This window comes from Pelomonas dachongensis (assembly GCF_043555865.1).
Classification (GTDB): domain Bacteria; phylum Pseudomonadota; class Gammaproteobacteria; order Burkholderiales; family Burkholderiaceae_C; genus Pelomonas; species Pelomonas dachongensis.
In genome coordinates this window covers 206,752-225,651 of sequence record NZ_JBIGHY010000002.1, presented here as the reverse complement: position 1 = coordinate 225,651, position 18,900 = coordinate 206,752, and the positions used below count along the sequence as shown (strand labels likewise).

The window sequence follows — 18,900 nt, the reverse complement described above, 5'->3', positions numbered from 1 at the left end:
GCGCCGGGCGTCAGTACATCGACTTCGCGTAAGCGTCCTCCAGCGCGTCGTCCAGCTTGCGCATATCGTCGTCCGATGGGGCGCCAGTCGTGTCTTCCAGGATCATCTTGACCAGCGATGGCATCTCGCTTCTCGGGTGGCGGTGCGCGGGATCCCACAGGTGCGAACGCCGGAACGCCTTGGCGCAATGCAGGAACACCTCGCGCACGGTCACCACGAGGGCGACGGTGGGCGTGCGGTCGTTGACGCGCATGGTGTTCAGCAGCGCGGGGTCGGTCACCAGCGTTGCCTGTCCGTTGACGCGCAAGGTCTCGTCGAAGCCGGGCACCATGAACAGCAGCCCCACGTGCGGGTTGGCCAGGATGTTGCGCAGGCTGTCGAGTCGGTTGTTGCCCGGCCGGTCGGGGATGGCCAACGTCTGCTCGTCCAGGATGCTGACGAAGCCAGCGGGATCGCCCCGCGGGCTGACGTCCGCGTTGCCGTCACGATCCTGCGTACCGATGCACAGGAACGGGGAGCGGCGGATGAATTCCTGCGCGTGTCTGCCCAGGCGGTTCTGGCATTTCTGGATCGCCAGCGCATGGGTCGGCTCGAACAAGCTTTGAAGGGCGGCCTCGTCGGTGATGACATGCGCAGCGTCGGGTTTGAATGCATGGGGAAGCACGATGAATCTCTTCTTTGAGGTTGCCCGTTTGACTGTATCGGTCAGCGTGTGAGCACGCCCAGGCATTGAACACTACGCCGACCACACAACGGAGTCCTGAGCCAGCGCGTCGTGGATTCCCCGGCGGCAACCTATCTGCGAGCGAGGGAGGTCACGCCGGTTCCGATCAGGACGAAGGAGACGACTGCCTCAAGCACCAGCACGATTTCCGTGTACTGGGCTTCGCTCGATCGGTTGCGGCTGCGGTGCGTCCCAGCCGAAGAAAGTGGAGCTCATGTCGTTCTCCCGTCCAGTGTTCTGCCGCGCATAGTGCACGCCTGTCTTGCGCGCACTGTGCCAACAATCCTCTGCGCAGTTCGGGCGGGCTTGCCAAGCTTGCGCAATGACAAGCACAATCGCGCCCGCTCCGGGGTGCCGGGGTTTGCCTCGCGGCAGACCTTGACGCTGAGACGGTCACCGATGACCGAACCCGTGAACTTGAACCGGCTAGTACCGGCGTAAGGAGAGCGCATGCCTCGCGGCGTGTCGACGACCACCCCTGCGGTGGACCGTATGGCGCACCGACAGGCGGCCTTGGAGCACTCGACCCACCGCTCCAGGAGACCGCCGCATGAACGCCCCCGAGAACCTCCCTTCGCTTGCCGAGCGCCTGTCGCTGACGCGCGAGCCCTTTCCCGCGTCCATCAAGGCCTACGTCACCGGCAGCCGGCCCGATGTGCGCGTGCCGATGCGCGAGATCGCGCTGACCAACGGCGAGACGGTGGTCATCCACGACACGTCCGGCCCGTATACCGATCCCCGCGTCGCCATCGATGTGCGCCAGGGTCTTCCCGCGCCGCGCAACAGCTGGATCGCGGAACGCGCCGACACCGAGGCTTACACCGGCCGCACGCGCGTTGCGCTGGACGATGGCGGCAAGCACGAAGACAACGAGCGCATCGCCCAACTGCGCGCCGAGGCTGCCGCGCTGCAGCGCCCGCCGCGCCGCGCGCAGGCGGGCAACAACGTCTCGCAGATGCACTACGCCCGCCGCGGCATCGTCACGCCGGAGATGGAGTTCGTGGCCCTGCGCGAGAACGGTAAGCGCGAATGGATGCGCGACTACCTGGGCGACGCCGAGCGCGAGCAGCGCCTGCGCGGCACCCCGATGGGCGCGCGCATTCCCGATGTCATCACGCCCGAGTTCGTACGCGACGAGGTCGCGCGCGGCCGCGCCGTCATCCCCGCCAACATCAACCACACGGAGCTGGAGCCGACCATCATCGGCCGCAACTTCCTCGTCAAGGTCAACGCCAACATCGGCAACTCGGCCGTCACGTCCAGCATCGAGGAAGAGGTCGAGAAGCTGGTGTGGAGCATCCGCTGGGGCGCGGACACGGTGATGGACCTCTCCACCGGCCGCAACATCCACACGACGCGCGACTGGATCGTTCGCAACTCGCCGGTGCCCATCGGCACCGTGCCCATCTACCAGGCACTCGAGAAGGTCGGCGGCGTGGCCGAAGACCTGACCTGGGCCATCTTTCGCGACACGCTGATCGAGCAGGCGGAACAGGGCGTCGACTACTTCACCATCCACGCCGGTCTGCGCCTGCCGTTCATCCACCTGACGACCAAACGCCGCACCGGCATCGTGTCGCGCGGCGGCTCCATCCTCGCCAAATGGTGCATCACGCATCACCGCGAGAACTTCCTGTACACGCACTTCGAAGAGATCTGCGACATCATGAAGGCCTATGACGTGACCTTCTCGCTGGGCGACGGCCTGCGCCCCGGCAGCGGCGCCGACGCCAACGACGAGGCCCAGTTCGCCGAGCTGAAGACGCTGGGCGAACTGACGCAGGTCGCGTGGAAACACGACGTGCAGACCATGATCGAAGGCCCCGGCCATGTGCCCATGCACCTGATCCAGGCCAACATGGACGAGCAGTTGAAGCACTGCCACGAGGCGCCGTTCTACACGCTGGGTCCGCTGACCATCGACATCGCGCCGGGCTATGACCACATCGCCAGCGCCATCGGCGCGGCCATGATCGGCTGGATGGGCACGGCCATGCTGTGCTACGTGACGCCGAAGGAGCACCTGGGCCTGCCCGACCGCGACGACGTGAAGCAGGGGCTCATCGCCTACAAGATCGCGGCCCACGCTGCGGACATCGCCAAGGGCCACCCCGGCGCCCGCGCACGCGACGATGCGATGAGCAAGGCTCGCTTCGAGTTCCGCTGGAACGACCAGTTCGCTCTCGGCCTGGACCCCAACACGGCGCGCGAGTATCACGACGAGACGCTGCCCAAGGATTCGTCCAAGGAGGCGCACTTCTGTTCCATGTGCGGCCCGAAGTTCTGCTCGATGAAGATCACGCAGGACGTGCGCGACTACGCGGCGAAGAACGGCCTGGAGGCGACCGACGTCGTTGCCGACGGCATGGCGCAGAAGTCCGCCGAGTTCAAGGCGGCGGGTGGCGAGTTCTACATCCCCATCCAGCCGCAGGCGTGATGGCTGACATCGCCATTGCAGGCGCGGGTGTCATGGGTCGGCTGCTGGCCTGGCAGCTGGCGCGCAACGGGCATCGCGTGCGGGTCGTCGATCCGGCGCCCGATCCCTGCGCCCCGGGCGCCGCCGCTTTCACCGCGGCCGGCATGCTGAGCCCGCTGGCCGAGCAGGCGCATGCCGAGCCGGAGGTGGCCGACCTCGGTTGGCGGTCGCTGCGGTTGTGGCCACTGATCGCCCAGGCATTGGGCCAGCCCGGCCTCGTGAAGACCGAGGGCAGCCTGCTGCTCGCACACGGCAGCGACGTTGGCACGGCGCAGCGCGCGCTGGCCCGGATGGACGACGGCCCCGAGCCGCTGAACCGCGCCGCGTTGCAGATGCTGGAGCCCGCGCTCGCCCCTGACCTGAAGGCGTGGTGGCTGCCGGGCGAAGGCCAGCTGATGCCGCGCGAGCTGTTGGTGGCGCTGGCGCGGGCCTCGCCGGGCGTGGACTGGCTTTGGGGGCGCCGCGCCACGGCCGTGCAGCCGCATCTCATCGCGCTGGACGACGGCACCGAGCTGGATGCCGATGTCGTCATCGACACGCGCGGCCTGGGCGCCAAGCCCGACCTGCCGCCGCTGCGCGGCGTGCGAGGCGAGATCCTCTGGCTGCACGCACCCGGGGTGGCGCTGCACCGGCCGGTGCGGCTGCTGCACCCGCGCCACCGCGTCTACCTCGTGCCGCGGCCGGGGGACGTCATCGTCGTCGGCGCGTCCGAGGTGGAGAGCGAGGACCGCTCGCCGGTCAGCCTGCGCAGCGCGGTCGAGCTGATGGCTGCCGCGCACAGTGCGCTGCCGGCACTCGCCGAGGCGCGCATCGTCCACATGGACACCCACCTGCGCCCGGCGCTGCCGGACCACCGGCCGTGTCTCATCCACGAGCCCGGCCTGCTGCGCATCAACGGCCTGTTCCGGCACGGCTGGCTGCTGGCGCCGGCGCTGGCGGAGCAAGCCCTTCAACATGTCTGAGTTCACCGTCAATCACCAGCCCCAGCCCTGGCGCGAGGGGCTCAACGTTGCCACGCTGCTGGCCGAGCAGGTCCGGGCGCCCGATGCTGTCGCGACCGCTCTCAACGGCGCCTTCGTACCCCGCACCCTGCGCGAGGCCACGCTGATCCAGCCCGGCGATGAGCTGACGCTGATCCAACCCATCACCGGAGGCTGAATGAGCTTCACCTTGTATGGCCGAGCCTTGACCAGCCGGTTCCTGCTCGGCACCGCCGGCTACCCGTCGCCCGAGGTGCTGCGCCGGGCAATCCACGCCAGTGGTGCGCAGGTGCTGACGGTCGGCCTCAAGCGCACGCTGGCCGCGGCCGGCGACAACGGCTTCGTCGCCGCCATTCGCGAAACCGTGCGCGAGACCGGTGGCCAGCTGCTGCCCAACACCGCCGGTTGCCGCACCGCTCAAGAGGCCATCACGTTGGCACTGATGGCCCGCGAGCTGTACGGCACGCGCTGGATCAAGCTCGAAGTCATCGGCGACGAGTACACGCTGCAGCCCGACCCGTGGGAACTGGTCAGTGCCGCCGAGGCCCTGGTGCGGGACGGCTTCGAAGTCTTCCCCTACTGCACCGATGACCTCGTCACCTGCCACCGGCTGCTCGATGTCGGCTGCCAGGTGCTGATGCCGTGGGGCGCGCCCATCGGCTCGGGCCAGGGGCTGCTGAACCCGTTCGCGCTGCGCACGCTGCGCGAGCGCCTGCCCGGCGTGCCGCTGATCGTGGACGCCGGCATCGGCGCACCGTCGCATGCGGCGCAGGCCATGGAGCTGGGACTGGACGGCGTGCTGCTGAACTCGGCCGTGGCCCACGCGGCCGACCCCGTCCGCATGGCCGCAGCGTTCAGGCAGGCCATCACGGCCGGCCGTCTGGGTTTCGAGTCCGGCGTGATGGCCAAACAGGACATGGCCGTGGCCAGCACACCTGTGGGCGGCAGGCCCTTTCTGATCGCATGAAAAAACCCATCATCTGGAGCATCGCTGGCCTGGACAGCGGCGGCGGCGCGGGGCTGTCCGCGGACCAGCGCGCGGCCGACGCGATGGGCGTGCACCTCTGTCCGGTCACCGCCGTGTTGACGGCGCAGAACAGCGTGCGAGTCGAGGCCGTCTTCCCGGTGCCCCCGGAACAACTGGACGCCCAGCTCGCGGGACTGGCACACGACCTGCCACCCCGTGTCATCAAGACCGGCGTGCTGGGCGGCGTGGCGCAGTTGCGCGTGGTCACCCGCTGGGTCGACCAACTGCGCGAGCGCAGCCCGGTGGCACTGGTGGTGGACCCGGTGCTGGGCGCGTCCACCGGCGCCCGCTTTGCCGACGAGGCGCTGCTGCGCGCCTACCGCGATGAGCTGTTGCCGCGCGCCAGTGCCGTCACACCCAACCGGCGCGAGGCGGCCCGGCTGGTGGGCGACGGTTGCCCGTCGCAGCAGGCGCATCTGCTGGGCGTGCCGACCGTCTGCATCACCGGCGGGGATGAGGCCGGCCCGCTCGCGGTGGACTGGTTGTCCACCGGCCACGCGAAGGGCTGGCTGGCGCTGCCGCGCCGCGACGCGCGCAACCACCACGGCACCGGCTGCTGCTTCGCGACCGCGCTGGCGGCCGCGCTGGCGCTGGGCTTCGTGCCCGCCGACGCCGCCGTGCTGGCCAAGATGCTGACGACGTCGGGCCTGTCTGCGGATTTGGCACCGGGCGCGGGCGCCGGCCCGGTGCGGCCGTCTGCCGGCTTCATCACTGCTGCCGCCCTGCTGCCTGCGCTGTTCGACAGCCCGCCCACCGCGTGGCCCGCGCGTGCGGGCAGCGCGTCGGCGGTAGAGGGGGTTTACGGCATCACCGACAGCGGCGCCCGGGCGGCCGCGCTGTTCGAGGCCGGCCTGCGCACCGTGCAGCTGCGCGTCAAGCGCGCCGACGGCGAGGGCGCTGCGGCCTGGCACACGCGGCTGGTGGCCGAGGTGCAGCGGGGCCGCGACGCCGCGCAGTGCCACGCGGCGACCTTCATCGTCAACGACCACTGGCAGGTCGCGCTGACGCTGGGCGTGGACTTCGTCCACCTCGGCCAGGAGGACTTGCTGTCCTTGAGCGCCAACGAGCGCGCCGACCTGGCGCAGGCGCGCGCCTGCGGCCTGCGGCTGGGCCTGAGCTCGCACAGCCTGTGGGAACTGGCGCGCGCGGTGGCGTGGTCGCCGGACTATGTCGCCTGCGGCCCGGTCTGGCCGACGACCACCAAGACCATGCCGTGGCGGCCGCAGGGACTGGACAACCTGGCCTGGTGGGCCGCCATGGCTCCTATGCCGGTGGTGGGCATTGGCGGCGTGCTGTCGCCGGAGCAGCTAAGCCAGGTCGCCGCCAGCAGGGCGGCGGCCGGCTGCGTGGTGCGCGGACTGGCACAGCGCACGGCGAGCGAATGGCTGCAGGCGTGGCACGACGGCGCTGACACGCCACGAGGGGCCGGCCCGGGCTGGCCGCACCCGACGCTGGATCAGCCGCCGGCGGTCAGCGCCTGGTAGACGAGCAGCGACGCATGCGCGTCGTTGGCGGCGTACTGCAGCTGCTGCGGCGTCAGCGTCTTGTTGGCCCAGTTGGAGGTGGTCGCCTTCTTCGACTTGGAAAAGCGCCGCCCCAGCACGATGGCGACGGCGGTCTTCACGCCCACGGCGTCCTTGTAGCCCAGCTGCTTCACCAGGTGAGACACGTCGATGGACCGGCCCAGCGTCAGCCCGAGCTTGCGGTGGATCTGCGGGCGGTCGGAGGCCAGCCCGAAGCCAACCCTGACGATGTCGTCAGACTCGATCGTGGCGCGCAGGAAGTCGTCCACGCCGGGCGTTGCTGTCTGCACGATGAAGGCATCGGTCAGCGTGGCGAACTGGATGACCTCCGGCCCGGTCTGCGGCGCGCCGGCCACGAAGGTAGGCTTGCTCTCGGTGTCGAAACCCACATGCACGGCCTGCCGCAGTGCGGCGTGCGCAAACGACAACTGCTCGGGCGTCCTCAGCACATGGATGCGGCTGGCCGGCAGCGCGTCATAGGCGGGCAGGGCAGCGATCTGTTCCGGGGTGGGGCGCGGCAGCGGCGGTGTTTTGGGCATGGCGGCAGTATGGCCGCGGGTTCGGTCCTTCAGTCCCTCAGTCCTTCAGGCCGTGCTGCCACAGGCGATCCGCCGCTTCGAAGATCGTCCGGCCGTGAAGTGACTCGGGCGCGCTCGCGAGCACCAGCCAGTCCAGCGTGTCGTGGTGGCTGCCGGGAATCAGCTCCGCGGCGCGTTCCTTCGCCAGCCATGCGTGCACGCGCGTGTACAGCGCGGGGTGGTGTTCGCGCGTCCAGGCCAGGCCGACGAGGTCGCCATAGCCTTCCTCGCGGCGCGTGGAGCGCATGTCCAGCCACGCCTGGCGCAGATCGGGCGCCAGGCCGGCGGGCGCGGTGCCCGCCTTGAAGCCGGCCGGCATGCGGAACCACGCACCGTCCAGGTAGCGGCGGCAGTGGCCCAGCTCGTGCGCGGCCATCAACTCCAGCGAGGCGACCAGCAACGCCGGCTCCACAGCGTCCAGTTGGCGTTGGCCCTCGGGGTTGCCGCGCAGCGACAGCACCAGTTTGCAGCGGCCGTCGACGAAGCCCAGCGCCAGCGGCGCGGCGCCGGGCGTGTCTTGCGGTTGCACCACCACGTCCAGCGGCAGCGCCAGCACCTGACGGGCATGCATGACAACCGGGGCGACGCCCTGCAGCCAGCGCGTCTCCAGCGGCGTCAGGTCGGCGGATCGGGCGGCGGGTGACAGCGCGGCCGCCACCAGGGCGAAGGCAAAGAACAGACGACGCGACATGGCAGCACTCCTTGGCGTTCATCTTCGGAGCGTGTCCGGCTGGATGGATGGGGGTGTGCCCACGCGTTCGTGAAGTTTGCGGGGTGAAATGAGGCGCGGGTGTAACTGCGCACCGATCTGCACGTCGCAGGTCGCCCCCTCAGGTCGCCCCTGAGAGCAAGTCGCATCGCTCGCGCAGCGCGCCGGCCAGGCGCCGCAACGCGGGCGTCAGGCGGTGCCGGCCCACGGCCATCCAGTGCAGCGGTGCGGGTTCGCCCAGCCAGCCGGGCAGTAGCGCCACCAGCCGGCCGGCAGCCAGGTCGTCGGCAACGTCCAGCCGGCTCTTGTAGGCAATGCCCAGGCCTGCCAGCGCCCACTGCCGCACCAGCCCGCCGTCGTCGGCGATGCGGCTGCCCGTGGCCTCGATGGTGGTCGCGTCGCCCGACGGCGACGTGAAGCGCCAGCGGCCATGCAGGCTGTCGTCCAGCACGAAGCGCAGACAGTCGTGCGCGCGCAGCTCCGCCGGAGTGCCGGGTTGCCCGTGGCGGGCGATATAGGCCGGGCTGGCGCACAGCACGCGGCGGTTGGCGGGCGCCAGCGGCAGCGCCACGAGGCTGGAGTCCGGCGGCTCGCCATAGCGAACCGCGAAGTCGACCGGCTGCTGCACCAGATCGGCCAGCCGGTCGCTGATGCGCAGCTCCAGTTGCAGCCCGCCGCTGCCCGAGGCCCCGTCGCGGGCGGCGGCCTCCTCCAGCCAGCGCCACAGGTGCTGGCGGCCCAGGTCGCTGGGCAGGCTGACGCGCAGCCTGCCGGACAGCGGCCGGTCGTCGCCGGCGGCGTCGCTCAGCGCGGCCTGGCCGTCAGCCCAGGTAGCCAGCATCTTGCGCGCATGCGGCAGCCACTGCTCGCCGGCGTCGGTCAGGCGCAGCCGGCGCGTGGAGCGCTCAAACAGCCGCACGCCCAGCTCGCGCTCCAGCCGCGCGATGGTCGCGCTGGCCTGCACGGCGCCCACGTCCAGGCGGCGGGCGGCAGCCGAGAAACTGCCGGTCTCGGCAGCGGCGACGAACAGCTGCAGCGGTGCCAGTCGATCCATCTTCATGCTTTCAGTGAAAGTGATTCGCTGATCCTAGGCTTTGTGCGTGAAATTCGGCGGCGCATCATGCCGCCATTCCATCACCCACCCGAAACCGCTCGTCATGAAAGCCATTGGCTACCTCCAATCCCAGTCCATCGACCAACCGGACTCTCTTCTGGACCTGGAGCTTCCGGTACCCACGCCCGGCCCGCACGATCTGCGCGTGCAGGTCGCGGCGGTGTCGGTCAACCCGGTGGACACCAAGGTGCGCCGCAACCGCGCGCCGCAGCCGGGCCAGCCCGAGGTGCTGGGCTGGGACGCGGTCGGCACCGTCGACGCCGTCGGCAGCGCCGTGCAGGGCTTCGCGGTGGGCGATCGCGTCTGGTACGCCGGCGCGATCAACCGCCCGGGATCGAACGCCGAACTGCAGCTGGTGGACCACCGCATCGCGTCGCGTGCGGCCAGCAGCCTGGACGACGGCCCCGCCGCGGCTCTGCCGCTGACTGCCATCACCGCCTGGGAGCTGCTGTTCGATCGCCTGGGCGTGCCCGAGGGCGGCGGCGAAGGCCAGACCTTGCTGGTCGTGGGCGCAGCCGGCGGCGTGGGCTCCATCCTCGTGCAGCTGGCCCGCCAGCTCACGAAGCTGCGCGTCGTCGGCACCGCCAGCCGGCCCGAGACGCAGGCCTGGGCGCGCGAGCTGGGCGCGCATGTCGTGGTGGACCACAGCCAGCCGCTGCGCCCGCAACTCACCGCGGCCGGCGTGGCCGAGGTCGACTTGATCGCCAGCCTGACGCAGACCGACCAGCACTGGGCCGCGCTGGTCGACGTGGCCGCGCCGCAGGGCCGCATCGCGCTGATCGACGACCCCGCGCACCCGCTAGACGCGATGGCGCTGAAGCGCAAGAGCCTGTCGCTGCACTGGGAGCTGATGTTCACGCGCTCGCTGTTCGGCACGCCCGACATCGCGCGGCAGGGTGAACTGCTGGCCCGCGTCGCCACGCTGGTGGACGCGGGCCGGCTGCGCAGCACGGTCAGCGAGCAGCTAAGCCCTATCAACGCGGCCAACTTGAGGCGTGCGCACGCGCTGGTGGAGAGCGGCCGCATGCGCGGCAAGATCGTGCTCAGCGGCGGGTTCTGAGTCCGGACCGCGCGCGCGTGCGAGCATGCGGCCCATGCAAGCCGACCGGGACATCCCCCTCAACACCTGGCCGCGCCGCGCCGCGCTGGCCCATTTCAGCCGCATGGCTCAGCCGGCCTTCAGCGTCACCGCACCAGTGGACGTGACCGGCCTGCGCGAGCGCGCCGCCGCCCACGGCGCAACGCCGTGGCTGGCCTACCACCACGCCGCGCTGGAGGCTGCCAACGCCGTTGACGGCATGCGCCAGACGCTGAAGGCCGACGGCAGCGGCGCGCGCGAGTTCGCCACCATCCACGCCAGCACGACGGTGCCACGCGACGACGGCAGCTTCGGTTTTCTGACGCTGCCACGCGATGGGTCGCTGGCCGCGTTCGCCGCACGTGCGAAGCCCAACCTCGAACGCGTGCGGCGCGCCAGCGGCGACCTTTTCGCTGCCGACGACCCGGGCGACGTGCGCGAGGAGACGCTGGTGCACATGACGGCGCTGCCGTGGTTCTCGTTCACGGCGTTCACGCATGCGCGAGGGCAGGGCGACGACCGGCCCAAGGTCGCGTTCGGGCGCTTCATGACGCAGGGCGAACGGCTGCTGATGCCAGTGGCCGTGGACGTGCACCACGCGCTGTGCGACGGCGTGCACGTCGGGCGTTTCTTCGAGCGCTTGCAGGCGCAGCTGGACTCGATCTAGGTCGGTTGTCGAAATCACGCGGCATCGCTCGTCGTCAGTGCTTCCACCCCTGCTGCCCCCCGTTTATGACCCCGCAAGACAAAGTCAAAGGTCCCGCGTCGTACTTCCCGTCTATCGAGAAGACCTACGGCCAGCCCATCGCGCACTGGGAGCAAGTCATCGCCGATGCCGGGCCGCTGAAGCACATGGAACTCGTGGCGCTGCTGAAGACCGAACACGGCCTGGGCCACGGCCACGCCAACGCGTTGGTCGCGTGGTGCCAGGCGAGGAAGTAGCGGCCTAACCCTGCGTGTACTGGCGCCAGCGCGCGCCGGCCTTGCGCATCAGGTCCACCTGACGCGCGAAGCGCCGGCAGTTGCTGCAGGTGCGCTGGTGCAGCCGCATGACCAGGCGCTCCGCCAGCGGCACGGTGCGGTCTTCGTTCTGCAACAGGATGCGCGTCGCCTCGCGGCAGCTGATCTTGGGCTTGATCACGTTCTTCCCTCCGGCGGAGCCGCGTCGAACCAGCCGAGCTGCAGGCATTCCCTGAGCCGCAGCCGGGCACGGTGCAGCATGACCCACAGGTTGGTCGGCGTGATGGACAGTTCCTTACAGATCTCGTCGGACTCCAGTTCCAGCCATTCGCGCATCATGAACAGCCGGCCCTGCTGGCCCGGCAGCTTCTCGACGCAGGCCTCCAGCACTTTCATGAAATCGACCTGGCGTAGCGCGTCCTCCGGGTTGCCCCAGTCGTGCGGGCTGTCGCGCCAGTGGCCGTCGCTGGCGAACAGCAGGTCGTCGAGGTCTTCGCCGTCGTCGCTGCTGGCCGTGGTCGACAGCTCGCGGCTGTTGCGGCGGATCTGGTCCACCAGCTTGTGTTTCAGGATGCCGATGAGCCAGGTCTTGAGCTGGCTGCCGCCTTCAAAGGCCTGCGGCTTCTCGAGCGCGGCGATCAGCGTCTCGGAGACAGCATCCTCGGCCCAGGCGGCGTTGCGCAGCTGCAGCCGCGCGTACTTCAGCAGCACCGGACGCAGGGCTTCGATCTGGCGGCTGAAGTCGGGCGGGAGGCTCATGGCGGGCGCAGTGTAAGGATGTTGCCGCCGCTTGCGACATGATGGGCGTGCCGCATCATCGGCCGCTTTTCATCCTCAAGGAGTTCCCATGAAGACCACCACCACCGTCGTTTCGTCCGCGCTGGCCGCCGCGCTGTCGCTGGGCCTCGTCGCCCAGGCCCAGGCGCAGGACAAGGCTGCCAAGGAGCGCTGCTACGGCATCGCCAAGGCCGGCCAGAACGACTGCGGCTCCGCCAATGGCAGCCACTCGTGCGCCGGCCAGGCCAAGACCGACAAGGACCCCAACGAATGGAAGTACGTCGCCAAGGGCACGTGCGAGAAGGAAGGTGGCTCGACCAAGGCGCCGGCCAAAAAGTAAGTCAACGATGGCGTCAGTCCCCTGCGTCGGCATCGGCTGGCGCCATGCGCACTATGAAGCTCTGCTCGATCAAAGGCCGGAGCTGGGCTTCATCGAAGTCCATTCCGAGAATTTCTTCGCCGACGGCGGCGTCACGCTGGCCGTGTTGGCCGCTGGCCGCGAAGCCTACGAGCTGAGCCTGCACGGCGTGGGCCTAGCGCTGGGCTCGGCCGTGGGGCTGGATGCGGGGCACCTGGACAAACTTGCCCGCCTCGTCGACCGGGTGCAGCCGCGCTGGGTGTCCGACCACGCCTGCTTCGCGCGCGTGGGGTCGGGTCTGCACGCGGCCGACCTGCTGCCCATCCCCTTCACGGACGAATCGCTGGCGCTGCTGTGCCGGCATGTGGACCAGGTGCAGCAGCGGCTGGGCCGCACGATGCTCGTCGAGAACATCAGCGCCTACGTGGGCTGGGCAGGCGATACGTTGGCTGAGCCCGAGTTCTTCAACGAGCTGACGCGGCGCAGCGGCTGCGGCCTGCTGCTGGACGTCAACAACGTGGTCGTCAACGCGCGCAACGCCGGCCATGCGCCCGACGAGGCCGCGCGTGAGGCCATGCGTTGGGTCGACGCGATCCGGCCGGGCAGCGTGGGCGAGATCCACCTGGCCGGCCATGCCGAACAAGACGACGGCCTGGTCGTGGACGACCACGGCAGCCGCGTGCGCGACGAGGTCTGGCGCGTGTACGCCCATGCGCTGCAGCGCTTCGGCCCGGTGCCCACGCTGATTGAGTGGGACACCGCTGTGCCCGAACTGGACGTGTTGGTGGCAGAGGCTGGGCGGGCGAGGGCGCTGCAGCGATGAAGGCGCAGCAACAAGCCTTTGTCGACGCACTGCTGGGTCGCGGCGAAGCGCCTGCCGGTGTGGTCGGCGGCGAGCGCGGTCTGGCCGCCTACCGCCACAACCTGCGGGCACTGGCCCGCCAGGCACTGGCCGTGCCGTTCACGCGGCTGCAGGACGCCCTGGGTGACCACGAGTTCTCCTTGCTGGCGTGGAGCTTCTGGCGGGCGGATCCGCCCGTCAGCGGCGACCTCGCGGAGTGGGGCGGTGAGCTGGCGTGCTTTCTGATCGACCGTGCGGGCGAGGACTCTGGCCTGCCCGATCTCGCGCGGCTGGACTGGGCCCTGCACCTCGCCGAGCGGGCGGCCGACGCCGAATTGGACGCGCCGTCGCTGAACATGCTGGGCACGACGGCGCCGGAGGGTTTGCGGCTGCAGCTGCGGCCAGGCGTGACGCTGCTGGCCCAGCGCGAGGGCGCCGTGCTGGTCTGGCGAGAGGACTGGAGGGGCCGCTTTCAGGCGCTGACGGCGGCCGATGCGGCGTTCATGAGCGCGGTGCTAGGCGGCTTGTCTCTCGCCGCCGCGCTGCAGGTCGCCCTTGAGGTGAAAGGTTCGGGCGCCGAGTCCGACTTCGACTTCGGCGCGTGGCTGCAGGCCGCGCTGCAGAACGCCTGGCTGCAAGGGGTCAGCGCTGCACCTCACATCGAAGGGAGTTCCGTACCATGAAGTCAATCGTCTCGCTGGCGCTGCGCGCCTTCACCGACCCCGGTCTGGCGCCCACGCGGCTGACGGCGTCACAGGCGGTCGTCAACAGCCAGCTGCAGTCGCTCGCGCTGCTGGGCGCGCGGCTTTATGTGGCGCAGGTGTTCTTCCTGTCCGGCCTGACCAAGCTGCGCGACTGGTCCTCTACCCTGGCCTTGTTCAATGACATCTACCAGGTGCCGCTGCTGCCGCCCACCGCGGCCGCCTACCTCGGCACGGCAGGTGAGCTGGTGTTGCCGGTGCTGCTGGTGGCGGGCCTGGCCGGGCGATTCGCGGGCGCGGGGCTGTTCGTCGTGAACCTGATGGCCGTGCTGTCGCTGAGTGCCGACGACCTGTCGCCGGCGGCTCAGGCCCAGCACGCCCTGTGGGGTGTGCTGGCGCTGGCGGTCGTGCTGTGGGGGGCGGGGCGCTGGTCGGTGGACCGCGTTATTCGCGTGGTCTGAAGTTCATGTCGATGACCGCCGGCACGCGGCCGTCGACATCGCGCGGCAGGCGTTCGGCCTTCTCGATGGCGCGCAGCACGGCGCGGTCCCAGTCGGGATCGCCGCTGGGCTTGAGCACCTTGGTGCCGCTGATGGTGCCGTCGGGCAGTAGCGTCACCCGCACCTCGGTCGTCGGGTTGGCGGCGCTGTCGTCGGCGTAAATGATCAGCGGGCGGATGCGCGCCTTGATGCGCCCGGCATAACCGGCCGACGGCGCGGCGTTCTGCATCGCATTGCCCGTGGCACCCGGCGCGCCGGTGGCCCCGGCCAGGCCCTGGATGCGGCGCAGCTGGTCCTGGCGCAGCGCTTCGCGGCGAGCGTCGGCCTCCTTGGCCTCTTTCGCGGCCTTGGCATCCTTGGCCGCCTTGTCCTTGGCCAGCTTGTCTTTATCAGCCTTGTCCTTCGCGGCCTTCTCCGCCTTGTCGGCTTTCTGCTTGGCTTCCTTGGCCTCCTTGGCCTCCTTGGCTTCCTTCAGCTCGCGCACCTGCCGCGCCTTCTCTTCCTTTTGCTTGCGCGCCTTGGCGATGGCGATCTCGGCCTCGCGCTGCTCGGCGGCTTCCGCTTCGGCGGCGCGCTGCTGGGCCTGCGGGTCCGGGCGGGGCGGCTCGGGTTCCGGCTCCGGCTCGGGCTCTGGCGGCGCCTCCTCGCGCGGCGCAGCCACTTGGGGCACAGATGACCACAGCTCGGCCTCGAAGGCCGGCGACGAGTCGCTGCGCCAGCTGACGCCGTAGCTCAGCGCCAGTACCAGCAGCGCATGGGCCACCAGCGCGAACGAGAATCCGCGGCCCAGGCCGGCAGCTTCAGGGGGACGCAGGATCGCAGCAGCCATCAGTTGGACGATGCGCCGCTCTTCACGGCCAGGCCGACGCGCTGGATGCCGGCACGCTGCAAGGTGTCCATGACCTGCACGACGGCCTCGTACTTGACGTTCTTGTCGGCAGAGATGACGACCGGGTTGTTCGCGTCCGCACCCTGCGCCTTCCTGACGCGCTCGGCAAGGCGGTTGGACGGAATGCTCTCGGGCTCCAGCTGGTCGATCTTGATCTTCAGCTTCTCGTCCGTGCCGACGATGATCTGGATCACGTGCTCGGGCTGCTGTTTGCTCTTGCCGACGCTGGGCAGGTCCACCATGCCGGTGGTGATCAGCGGCGCGCTGACCATGAAGATGATGAGCAGCACCAGCATGACGTCGATGAACGGCACCATGTTGATCTCGTTCATGGTGCGGCGCCTGCGGCCACCGCCGCGCGAGTTGACGGCGGCCATTACTGCTGGCTCGTCGCGTTGCGCTGCAGGATGTTGGAGAACTCCTCGATGAAGGTCTCCAGCGTGATGGCGCTGCGGTCGATCTGGCGCGCGAAGCGGTTGTAGGCCAGCACCGCGGGGATGGCCGCGAACAGGCCGATGGCGGTCGCGACCAAGGCCTCGGCGATGCCGGGGGCGACGGTTGCCAGCGTCACCTGCTGCAGGTTGGACAGGCCCACGAAGGCGTGCATGATCCCCCAGATGGTGCCGAACAGGCCCACATACGGCGACACGGAACCGACTGATGCGAGGAAGGACAGGTTGCTCTCCAGCGCGTCCAGCTCGCGCTGGAAGCTGGCGCGCATGGCGCGGCGGGCGGCGTCCAGCAGCGCACCGGTGTCGGTCACGCGCTTCTCGCGCAGCTTCATGAATTCGCGCATGCCCGACGCGAAGATGCGCTCCAGCGGCGCGCCGTCGGTGCGGTTGCCGACGGCCTGGTACAGGTCGTTGAGGTTCTTGCCGCTCCAGAACTCGGCCTCGAAGGCGTCGTTGCGGCGCTTCACCTGGTTCAGCCCGATGAGCTTGCCGAAGATGACGCTCCAGCTGGCCAGCGACACCAGCAGCAGGCCCGCGATGACAAGCTGCACCGCCAGGCTGGCGTGCATGATCAGGGAGACGATGGACAGGTCTTGGTTCATGGCGTGGTGATCGCCGCAACGACGGTGTCGGGCAGGCGGTGGGGTTTCAGGTCGTCGGCGCGCACGCAGCCGATGCGGATCTCGCCTTCGGCCAGCAACGTGTCACCCCGCAGTGCGCGTTGACGCACGACGAGGCTGGCGCGGCCAGCCGGTTCAGGTTCCACGGTGATGGTCAGCAGGTCGTCCAGCCGGGCGGGCGCAAGATAGCGCAGGCTGGTGGCCGCCACGACGAACATCGTGCCGGTGATCTCGCGCAACTGGTGCTGCTCCACACCCGCGGCACGCAGCCATTCAGTGCGGGCGCGCTCGAAGAACTTCAGGTAGTTGGCGTAGAACACAATGCCGCCGGCGTCGGTGTCTTCCCAGTAGACGCGCACGGGCCACGCGAAGCCCGGCGCCGCGCTGCCGCCCGAAGGCGTCGGAGCCCCCTCGGGGGGGAGTGCGCGAAGCGAGCGTGGGGGCACGGGAGTCATGCGAGCACCTCACGCAGGCGGGCAACGGCTTCCTGCAGGTCGTCCATCGACGAGGCGAAGGACAGGCGCATCCAGCGCTGTGGATCGGTGGCACCGAAGTCGCGGCCGGGAGTCAATGCGATCTGTGCGCAGTCCAGCAACTCTTGCGCGAAGGCCCAGGAGTCCGGGCGGTGCTGGCTGATGTCCATCCATGCGTAGAACGCGCCGTCGGGCGGCACGGGCACGTGCAGGCCCAGGTCGTTCAGCGCGGCGACGATGTAGTCGCGGCGTTCGCGCAGCAGCGCGCGGCGGCGCTCGAACTCGGCGATGGAATCGGGCTCGAAGCAGGCCAGCGCCGCCATCTGGGACAGCGTGGGCGGGCAGATGTAGAGGTTCTGCGCCAGCCGCTCGACGGCTGTCACCAGGGCTGGCGGCAGCACCAGCCAGCCCAGCCGCCAGCCGGTCATGCCGAAGTACTTCGAGAAGCTGTTGACGGACACGATGTCGTCGCCGAGCTTCAGCGCGGTGTCGCCGAAGTTCTCGTCGTAGCTCAGCGGCAGGTAGATCTCGTCGACCACCGTGACGCCCCCAACGTCACGCACGAAGCCAGCGATGTCTGCCAGCACGTCGGGTGCGATGGACGTGCCGGTGGGGTTGCTCGGCGACGCCAGCAGCACGCCGCGGGTGGCTGACGTCCAGGCCTCGCGCACCTGCGCCGCGTCGAGCTGGAAGCGCGCGCCGGCGCTGGTGGGCAGCAGGCGCGGTGTGGCGTCGGCCGCCGCGACGAAGTGGCGGTTGCAGGGGTAGCACGGATCCGGCATCAGCACCTCGTCGCCGCGCTCAAACAGCGCCAGGCAGGCGAGTTGCAGGCCGGCTGACGCGCCCGCGGTGATGGCGATGCGCTCGGGCGCGATGGCCAGGTCGAATCGTTGCACATACCAGCGCGAAATCGCTTCACGCAGCGCGGGCAGGCCAAGCGCGTCCGTGTAGGGTGTGGGGCCCTGCGCGATGCGGCCAAGGGCGTCGCGCACTGCCGGTGCAGCGCCGAAATCGGGTTCGCCGACGTTCAGCCGGATCATGCGTCGGCCACCCAGCGCGGGGTCGCACAGCGGGCCGGCCGCGACCTGCGCCGCGGCCTTGGCCAGCTCCATCACATAGAAGGGCTCGATGCGGTCGACGCGCGCAGCCAGTTTCATCAGCGCTTGGCCGCCACCTCGACAGGGCGCAGGTCGCCGGCCGCACGGTCCAGCACGCCGTTCACGTACTTGTGCCCATCGGTGCCACCGAAGGACTTGGCCAGTTCGACCGCCTCGTTGATGGCGACGCGGTATGGGATGTCGAGGCAGTGCTTCAGCTCGTACGCGCCGATCATCAGGATGGCGTGCTCGATGGGAGACAGCTCGGTGGTCTTGCGGTCCACGTGGCGGGCGAGGATGGCATCGAGGTCGGCCGCCTCGTGCACGCAGCCGCCCAGCAGCGCTTCGTAGTGCTTCAGATCCAGCTTGGCGTAGCCGTCCTGCTCGCGTCCCAGCGCGACGATGGCGCCGATGTCCTCACCGGTCAGCAGCCACTGATAGAGGCCTTGCAGCGCAGCCTCGCGCGAGCGCCGGCGCGCCGACTTGGCGGGCGGCTTCTTGCCGGCAGGCTTGGTGGCCGTCTTGGATGCGGTCTTTTGCGGGGCGTTCACTCGATGTCTCTCAGCAGGTTGGCCATCTCGACGGCGACACGGGCGGCGTCGCGGCCCTTGGGTTCGGCACGGGCCCAGGCCTGGGCTTCGTTCTCGACGGTCAGGATGGCATTGGCAATCGGAATGCCATGGTCCAGTCCGACGCGGGTCACGGCTGAGCCGCTCTCGTTGGCGACCAGCTCGAAGTGGTAGGTCTCGCCGCGGATGATGCAGCCCAGCGCGATCAGCGCGTCGTAGTCATTGCTCTCGGCCAGCGCCTGCAACACCAGCGGCACTTCCAGCGCGCCGGGCACGGTGACGTGGCGGATGGCCTGCGCCGGCACGCCCAGCACCGACAGCTCGGCCAGGCAGGCGCTCGCCAGCGAACCGGTGATGGCGTCGTTGAAGCGTGCCTGCACGATGGCGACGGTCAGGTCGCTGCCGTCCAGAGCGCCCTCGAAGCCGGGCCGGCCTTGATCGGAATCTTGCATCG

The 18,900-nt window shown here is 69.7% G+C and carries 25 protein-coding genes and 1 riboswitch; of the genes, 12 read left to right on the top strand and 13 right to left on the bottom strand.

Translation table 11 applies throughout. The features are described 5' to 3' along the window. Positions 1–10 precede the first annotated feature (10 nt). The gene (locus ACG02S_RS05745; RefSeq protein WP_394469487.1) at positions 11–664 is read right to left on the bottom strand and encodes a pyridoxamine 5'-phosphate oxidase family protein; all 654 of its coding nucleotides are present in this window, start codon (positions 662–664) and stop codon (positions 11–13) included. A gap of 397 nt (positions 665–1,061) precedes the next feature. Further along, positions 1,062–1,185: riboswitch (TPP riboswitch) on the top strand. An 89-nt stretch (positions 1,186–1,274) separates the two neighbouring features. Here ACG02S_RS05745 and thiC point away from each other — a divergent pair. The 5 genes from thiC to ACG02S_RS05720 are packed head-to-tail and all read left to right on the top strand — an operon-like array spanning position 1,275 to position 6,691. Continuing rightward, the gene (thiC, locus tag ACG02S_RS05740) at positions 1,275–3,161 is read left to right on the top strand and encodes a phosphomethylpyrimidine synthase ThiC (RefSeq protein ID WP_394469486.1); all 1,887 of its coding nucleotides are present in this window, start codon (positions 1,275–1,277) and stop codon (positions 3,159–3,161) included. Further along, complete coding sequence (locus ACG02S_RS05735; RefSeq protein WP_394469485.1) at positions 3,161–4,162, top strand: FAD-dependent oxidoreductase; 1,002 nt, start codon at positions 3,161–3,163, stop codon at positions 4,160–4,162. Before thiC ends, ACG02S_RS05735 begins: the two co-directional genes overlap by 1 nt. Next, on the top strand, positions 4,155–4,358 hold the full coding sequence (gene thiS / locus ACG02S_RS05730) for a sulfur carrier protein ThiS (protein ID WP_394469484.1): 204 nt from the start codon (positions 4,155–4,157) through the stop codon (positions 4,356–4,358). Before ACG02S_RS05735 ends, thiS begins: the two co-directional genes overlap by 8 nt. Next, entirely contained in the window at positions 4,359–5,147 is a 789-nt protein-coding gene (locus tag ACG02S_RS05725) for a thiazole synthase (RefSeq protein WP_394469483.1), read from the top strand. Beyond that, complete coding sequence (locus ACG02S_RS05720) at positions 5,144–6,691, top strand: bifunctional hydroxymethylpyrimidine kinase/phosphomethylpyrimidine kinase (RefSeq protein WP_394469482.1); 1,548 nt, start codon at positions 5,144–5,146, stop codon at positions 6,689–6,691. The genes ACG02S_RS05725 and ACG02S_RS05720 overlap by 4 nt, the downstream gene beginning before the upstream one ends. On the opposite strand, the gene ACG02S_RS05715 is transcribed toward ACG02S_RS05720, so the two are convergent. From ACG02S_RS05715 to ACG02S_RS05705, 3 genes are all read right to left on the bottom strand, one after another. Continuing rightward, the gene (locus ACG02S_RS05715) at positions 6,664–7,269 is read right to left on the bottom strand and encodes a 3'-5' exonuclease (RefSeq protein WP_394469481.1); all 606 of its coding nucleotides are present in this window, start codon (positions 7,267–7,269) and stop codon (positions 6,664–6,666) included. The genes ACG02S_RS05720 and ACG02S_RS05715 overlap by 28 nt on opposite strands. A gap of 37 nt (positions 7,270–7,306) precedes the next feature. Further along, positions 7,307–7,999, bottom strand: coding sequence for a hypothetical protein (locus ACG02S_RS05710; protein ID WP_394469480.1), 693 nt, complete (start codon positions 7,997–7,999; stop codon positions 7,307–7,309). 139 nt (positions 8,000–8,138) lie between these two features. Then, positions 8,139–9,071, bottom strand: coding sequence for a LysR family transcriptional regulator (locus ACG02S_RS05705; RefSeq protein WP_394470145.1), 933 nt, complete (start codon positions 9,069–9,071; stop codon positions 8,139–8,141). A 103-nt stretch (positions 9,072–9,174) separates the two neighbouring features. Between ACG02S_RS05705 and ACG02S_RS05700 the strand changes: the two genes are divergently transcribed. From ACG02S_RS05700 to ACG02S_RS05690, 3 genes are all read left to right on the top strand, one after another. Then, on the top strand, positions 9,175–10,191 hold the full coding sequence (locus tag ACG02S_RS05700) for a zinc-binding alcohol dehydrogenase family protein (protein ID WP_394469479.1): 1,017 nt from the start codon (positions 9,175–9,177) through the stop codon (positions 10,189–10,191). Between the two features lie 34 nt (positions 10,192–10,225). Then, the gene (locus tag ACG02S_RS05695) at positions 10,226–10,876 is read left to right on the top strand and encodes a CatA-like O-acetyltransferase (protein WP_394469478.1); all 651 of its coding nucleotides are present in this window, start codon (positions 10,226–10,228) and stop codon (positions 10,874–10,876) included. Between the two features lie 65 nt (positions 10,877–10,941). Beyond that, the gene (locus ACG02S_RS05690; protein ID WP_394469477.1) at positions 10,942–11,151 is read left to right on the top strand and encodes a DUF4287 domain-containing protein; all 210 of its coding nucleotides are present in this window, start codon (positions 10,942–10,944) and stop codon (positions 11,149–11,151) included. A gap of 4 nt (positions 11,152–11,155) precedes the next feature. Here ACG02S_RS05690 and ACG02S_RS05685 read toward each other — a convergent pair whose 3' ends face one another. Then, the gene (locus ACG02S_RS05685; RefSeq protein ID WP_394469476.1) at positions 11,156–11,350 is read right to left on the bottom strand and encodes an anti-sigma factor family protein; all 195 of its coding nucleotides are present in this window, start codon (positions 11,348–11,350) and stop codon (positions 11,156–11,158) included. Continuing rightward, a complete protein-coding gene (locus ACG02S_RS05680) occupies positions 11,347–11,928 on the bottom strand; it encodes a sigma-70 family RNA polymerase sigma factor (RefSeq protein WP_394469475.1) in 582 nt (193 codons plus the stop codon). The genes ACG02S_RS05685 and ACG02S_RS05680 overlap by 4 nt, the downstream gene beginning before the upstream one ends. An 88-nt stretch (positions 11,929–12,016) precedes the next feature. On the opposite strand from ACG02S_RS05680, the gene ACG02S_RS05675 reads away from it, so the two are divergent. The 4 genes from ACG02S_RS05675 to ACG02S_RS05660 are packed head-to-tail and all read left to right on the top strand — an operon-like array spanning position 12,017 to position 14,307. After that, positions 12,017–12,286 carry a BufA1 family periplasmic bufferin-type metallophore gene (locus ACG02S_RS05675; protein WP_394469474.1) on the top strand — a complete coding sequence of 90 codons (270 nt, stop codon included), beginning with the start codon at positions 12,017–12,019 and terminating at the stop codon, positions 12,284–12,286. 7 nt (positions 12,287–12,293) lie between these two features. Further along, positions 12,294–13,127, top strand: a complete 834-nt coding sequence (bufB, locus tag ACG02S_RS05670; protein ID WP_394469473.1) for an MNIO family bufferin maturase — start codon at positions 12,294–12,296, stop codon at positions 13,125–13,127. Continuing rightward, on the top strand, positions 13,124–13,828 hold the full coding sequence (locus ACG02S_RS05665; protein ID WP_394469472.1) for an HvfC/BufC family peptide modification chaperone: 705 nt from the start codon (positions 13,124–13,126) through the stop codon (positions 13,826–13,828). Before bufB ends, ACG02S_RS05665 begins: the two co-directional genes overlap by 4 nt. Beyond that, positions 13,825–14,307 carry a DoxX family protein gene (locus tag ACG02S_RS05660; protein WP_394469471.1) on the top strand — a complete coding sequence of 161 codons (483 nt, stop codon included), beginning with the start codon at positions 13,825–13,827 and terminating at the stop codon, positions 14,305–14,307. The genes ACG02S_RS05665 and ACG02S_RS05660 overlap by 4 nt, the downstream gene beginning before the upstream one ends. Here ACG02S_RS05660 and tolA read toward each other — a convergent pair. The 7 genes from tolA to ribH are packed head-to-tail and all read right to left on the bottom strand — an operon-like array spanning position 14,291 to position 18,898. Then, positions 14,291–15,175: a cell envelope integrity protein TolA gene (tolA, locus tag ACG02S_RS05655; protein ID WP_394469470.1), complete on the bottom strand. Its 885-nt coding sequence runs from the start codon at positions 15,173–15,175 to the stop codon at positions 14,291–14,293. The genes ACG02S_RS05660 and tolA overlap by 17 nt on opposite strands. Beyond that, positions 15,175–15,612, bottom strand: a complete 438-nt coding sequence (tolR, locus tag ACG02S_RS05650) for a protein TolR (protein WP_394469469.1) — start codon at positions 15,610–15,612, stop codon at positions 15,175–15,177. The genes tolA and tolR overlap by 1 nt, the downstream gene beginning before the upstream one ends. Next, a complete protein-coding gene (gene tolQ, locus ACG02S_RS05645; RefSeq protein WP_394469468.1) occupies positions 15,612–16,289 on the bottom strand; it encodes a protein TolQ in 678 nt (225 codons plus the stop codon). Before tolQ ends, tolR begins: the two co-directional genes overlap by 1 nt. Beyond that, positions 16,286–16,762, bottom strand: a complete 477-nt coding sequence (ybgC, locus tag ACG02S_RS05640) for a tol-pal system-associated acyl-CoA thioesterase (RefSeq protein WP_394469467.1) — start codon at positions 16,760–16,762, stop codon at positions 16,286–16,288. Before ybgC ends, tolQ begins: the two co-directional genes overlap by 4 nt. Beyond that, positions 16,759–17,937: a pyridoxal phosphate-dependent aminotransferase gene (locus tag ACG02S_RS05635; RefSeq protein ID WP_394469466.1), complete on the bottom strand. Its 1,179-nt coding sequence runs from the start codon at positions 17,935–17,937 to the stop codon at positions 16,759–16,761. Before ACG02S_RS05635 ends, ybgC begins: the two co-directional genes overlap by 4 nt. Beyond that, on the bottom strand, positions 17,937–18,428 hold the full coding sequence (gene nusB / locus ACG02S_RS05630) for a transcription antitermination factor NusB (protein ID WP_394469465.1): 492 nt from the start codon (positions 18,426–18,428) through the stop codon (positions 17,937–17,939). Before nusB ends, ACG02S_RS05635 begins: the two co-directional genes overlap by 1 nt. Next, a complete protein-coding gene (gene ribH / locus ACG02S_RS05625; protein ID WP_394469464.1) occupies positions 18,425–18,898 on the bottom strand; it encodes a 6,7-dimethyl-8-ribityllumazine synthase in 474 nt (157 codons plus the stop codon). Before ribH ends, nusB begins: the two co-directional genes overlap by 4 nt. Between the last annotated feature and the right edge of the window lie 2 nt (positions 18,899–18,900).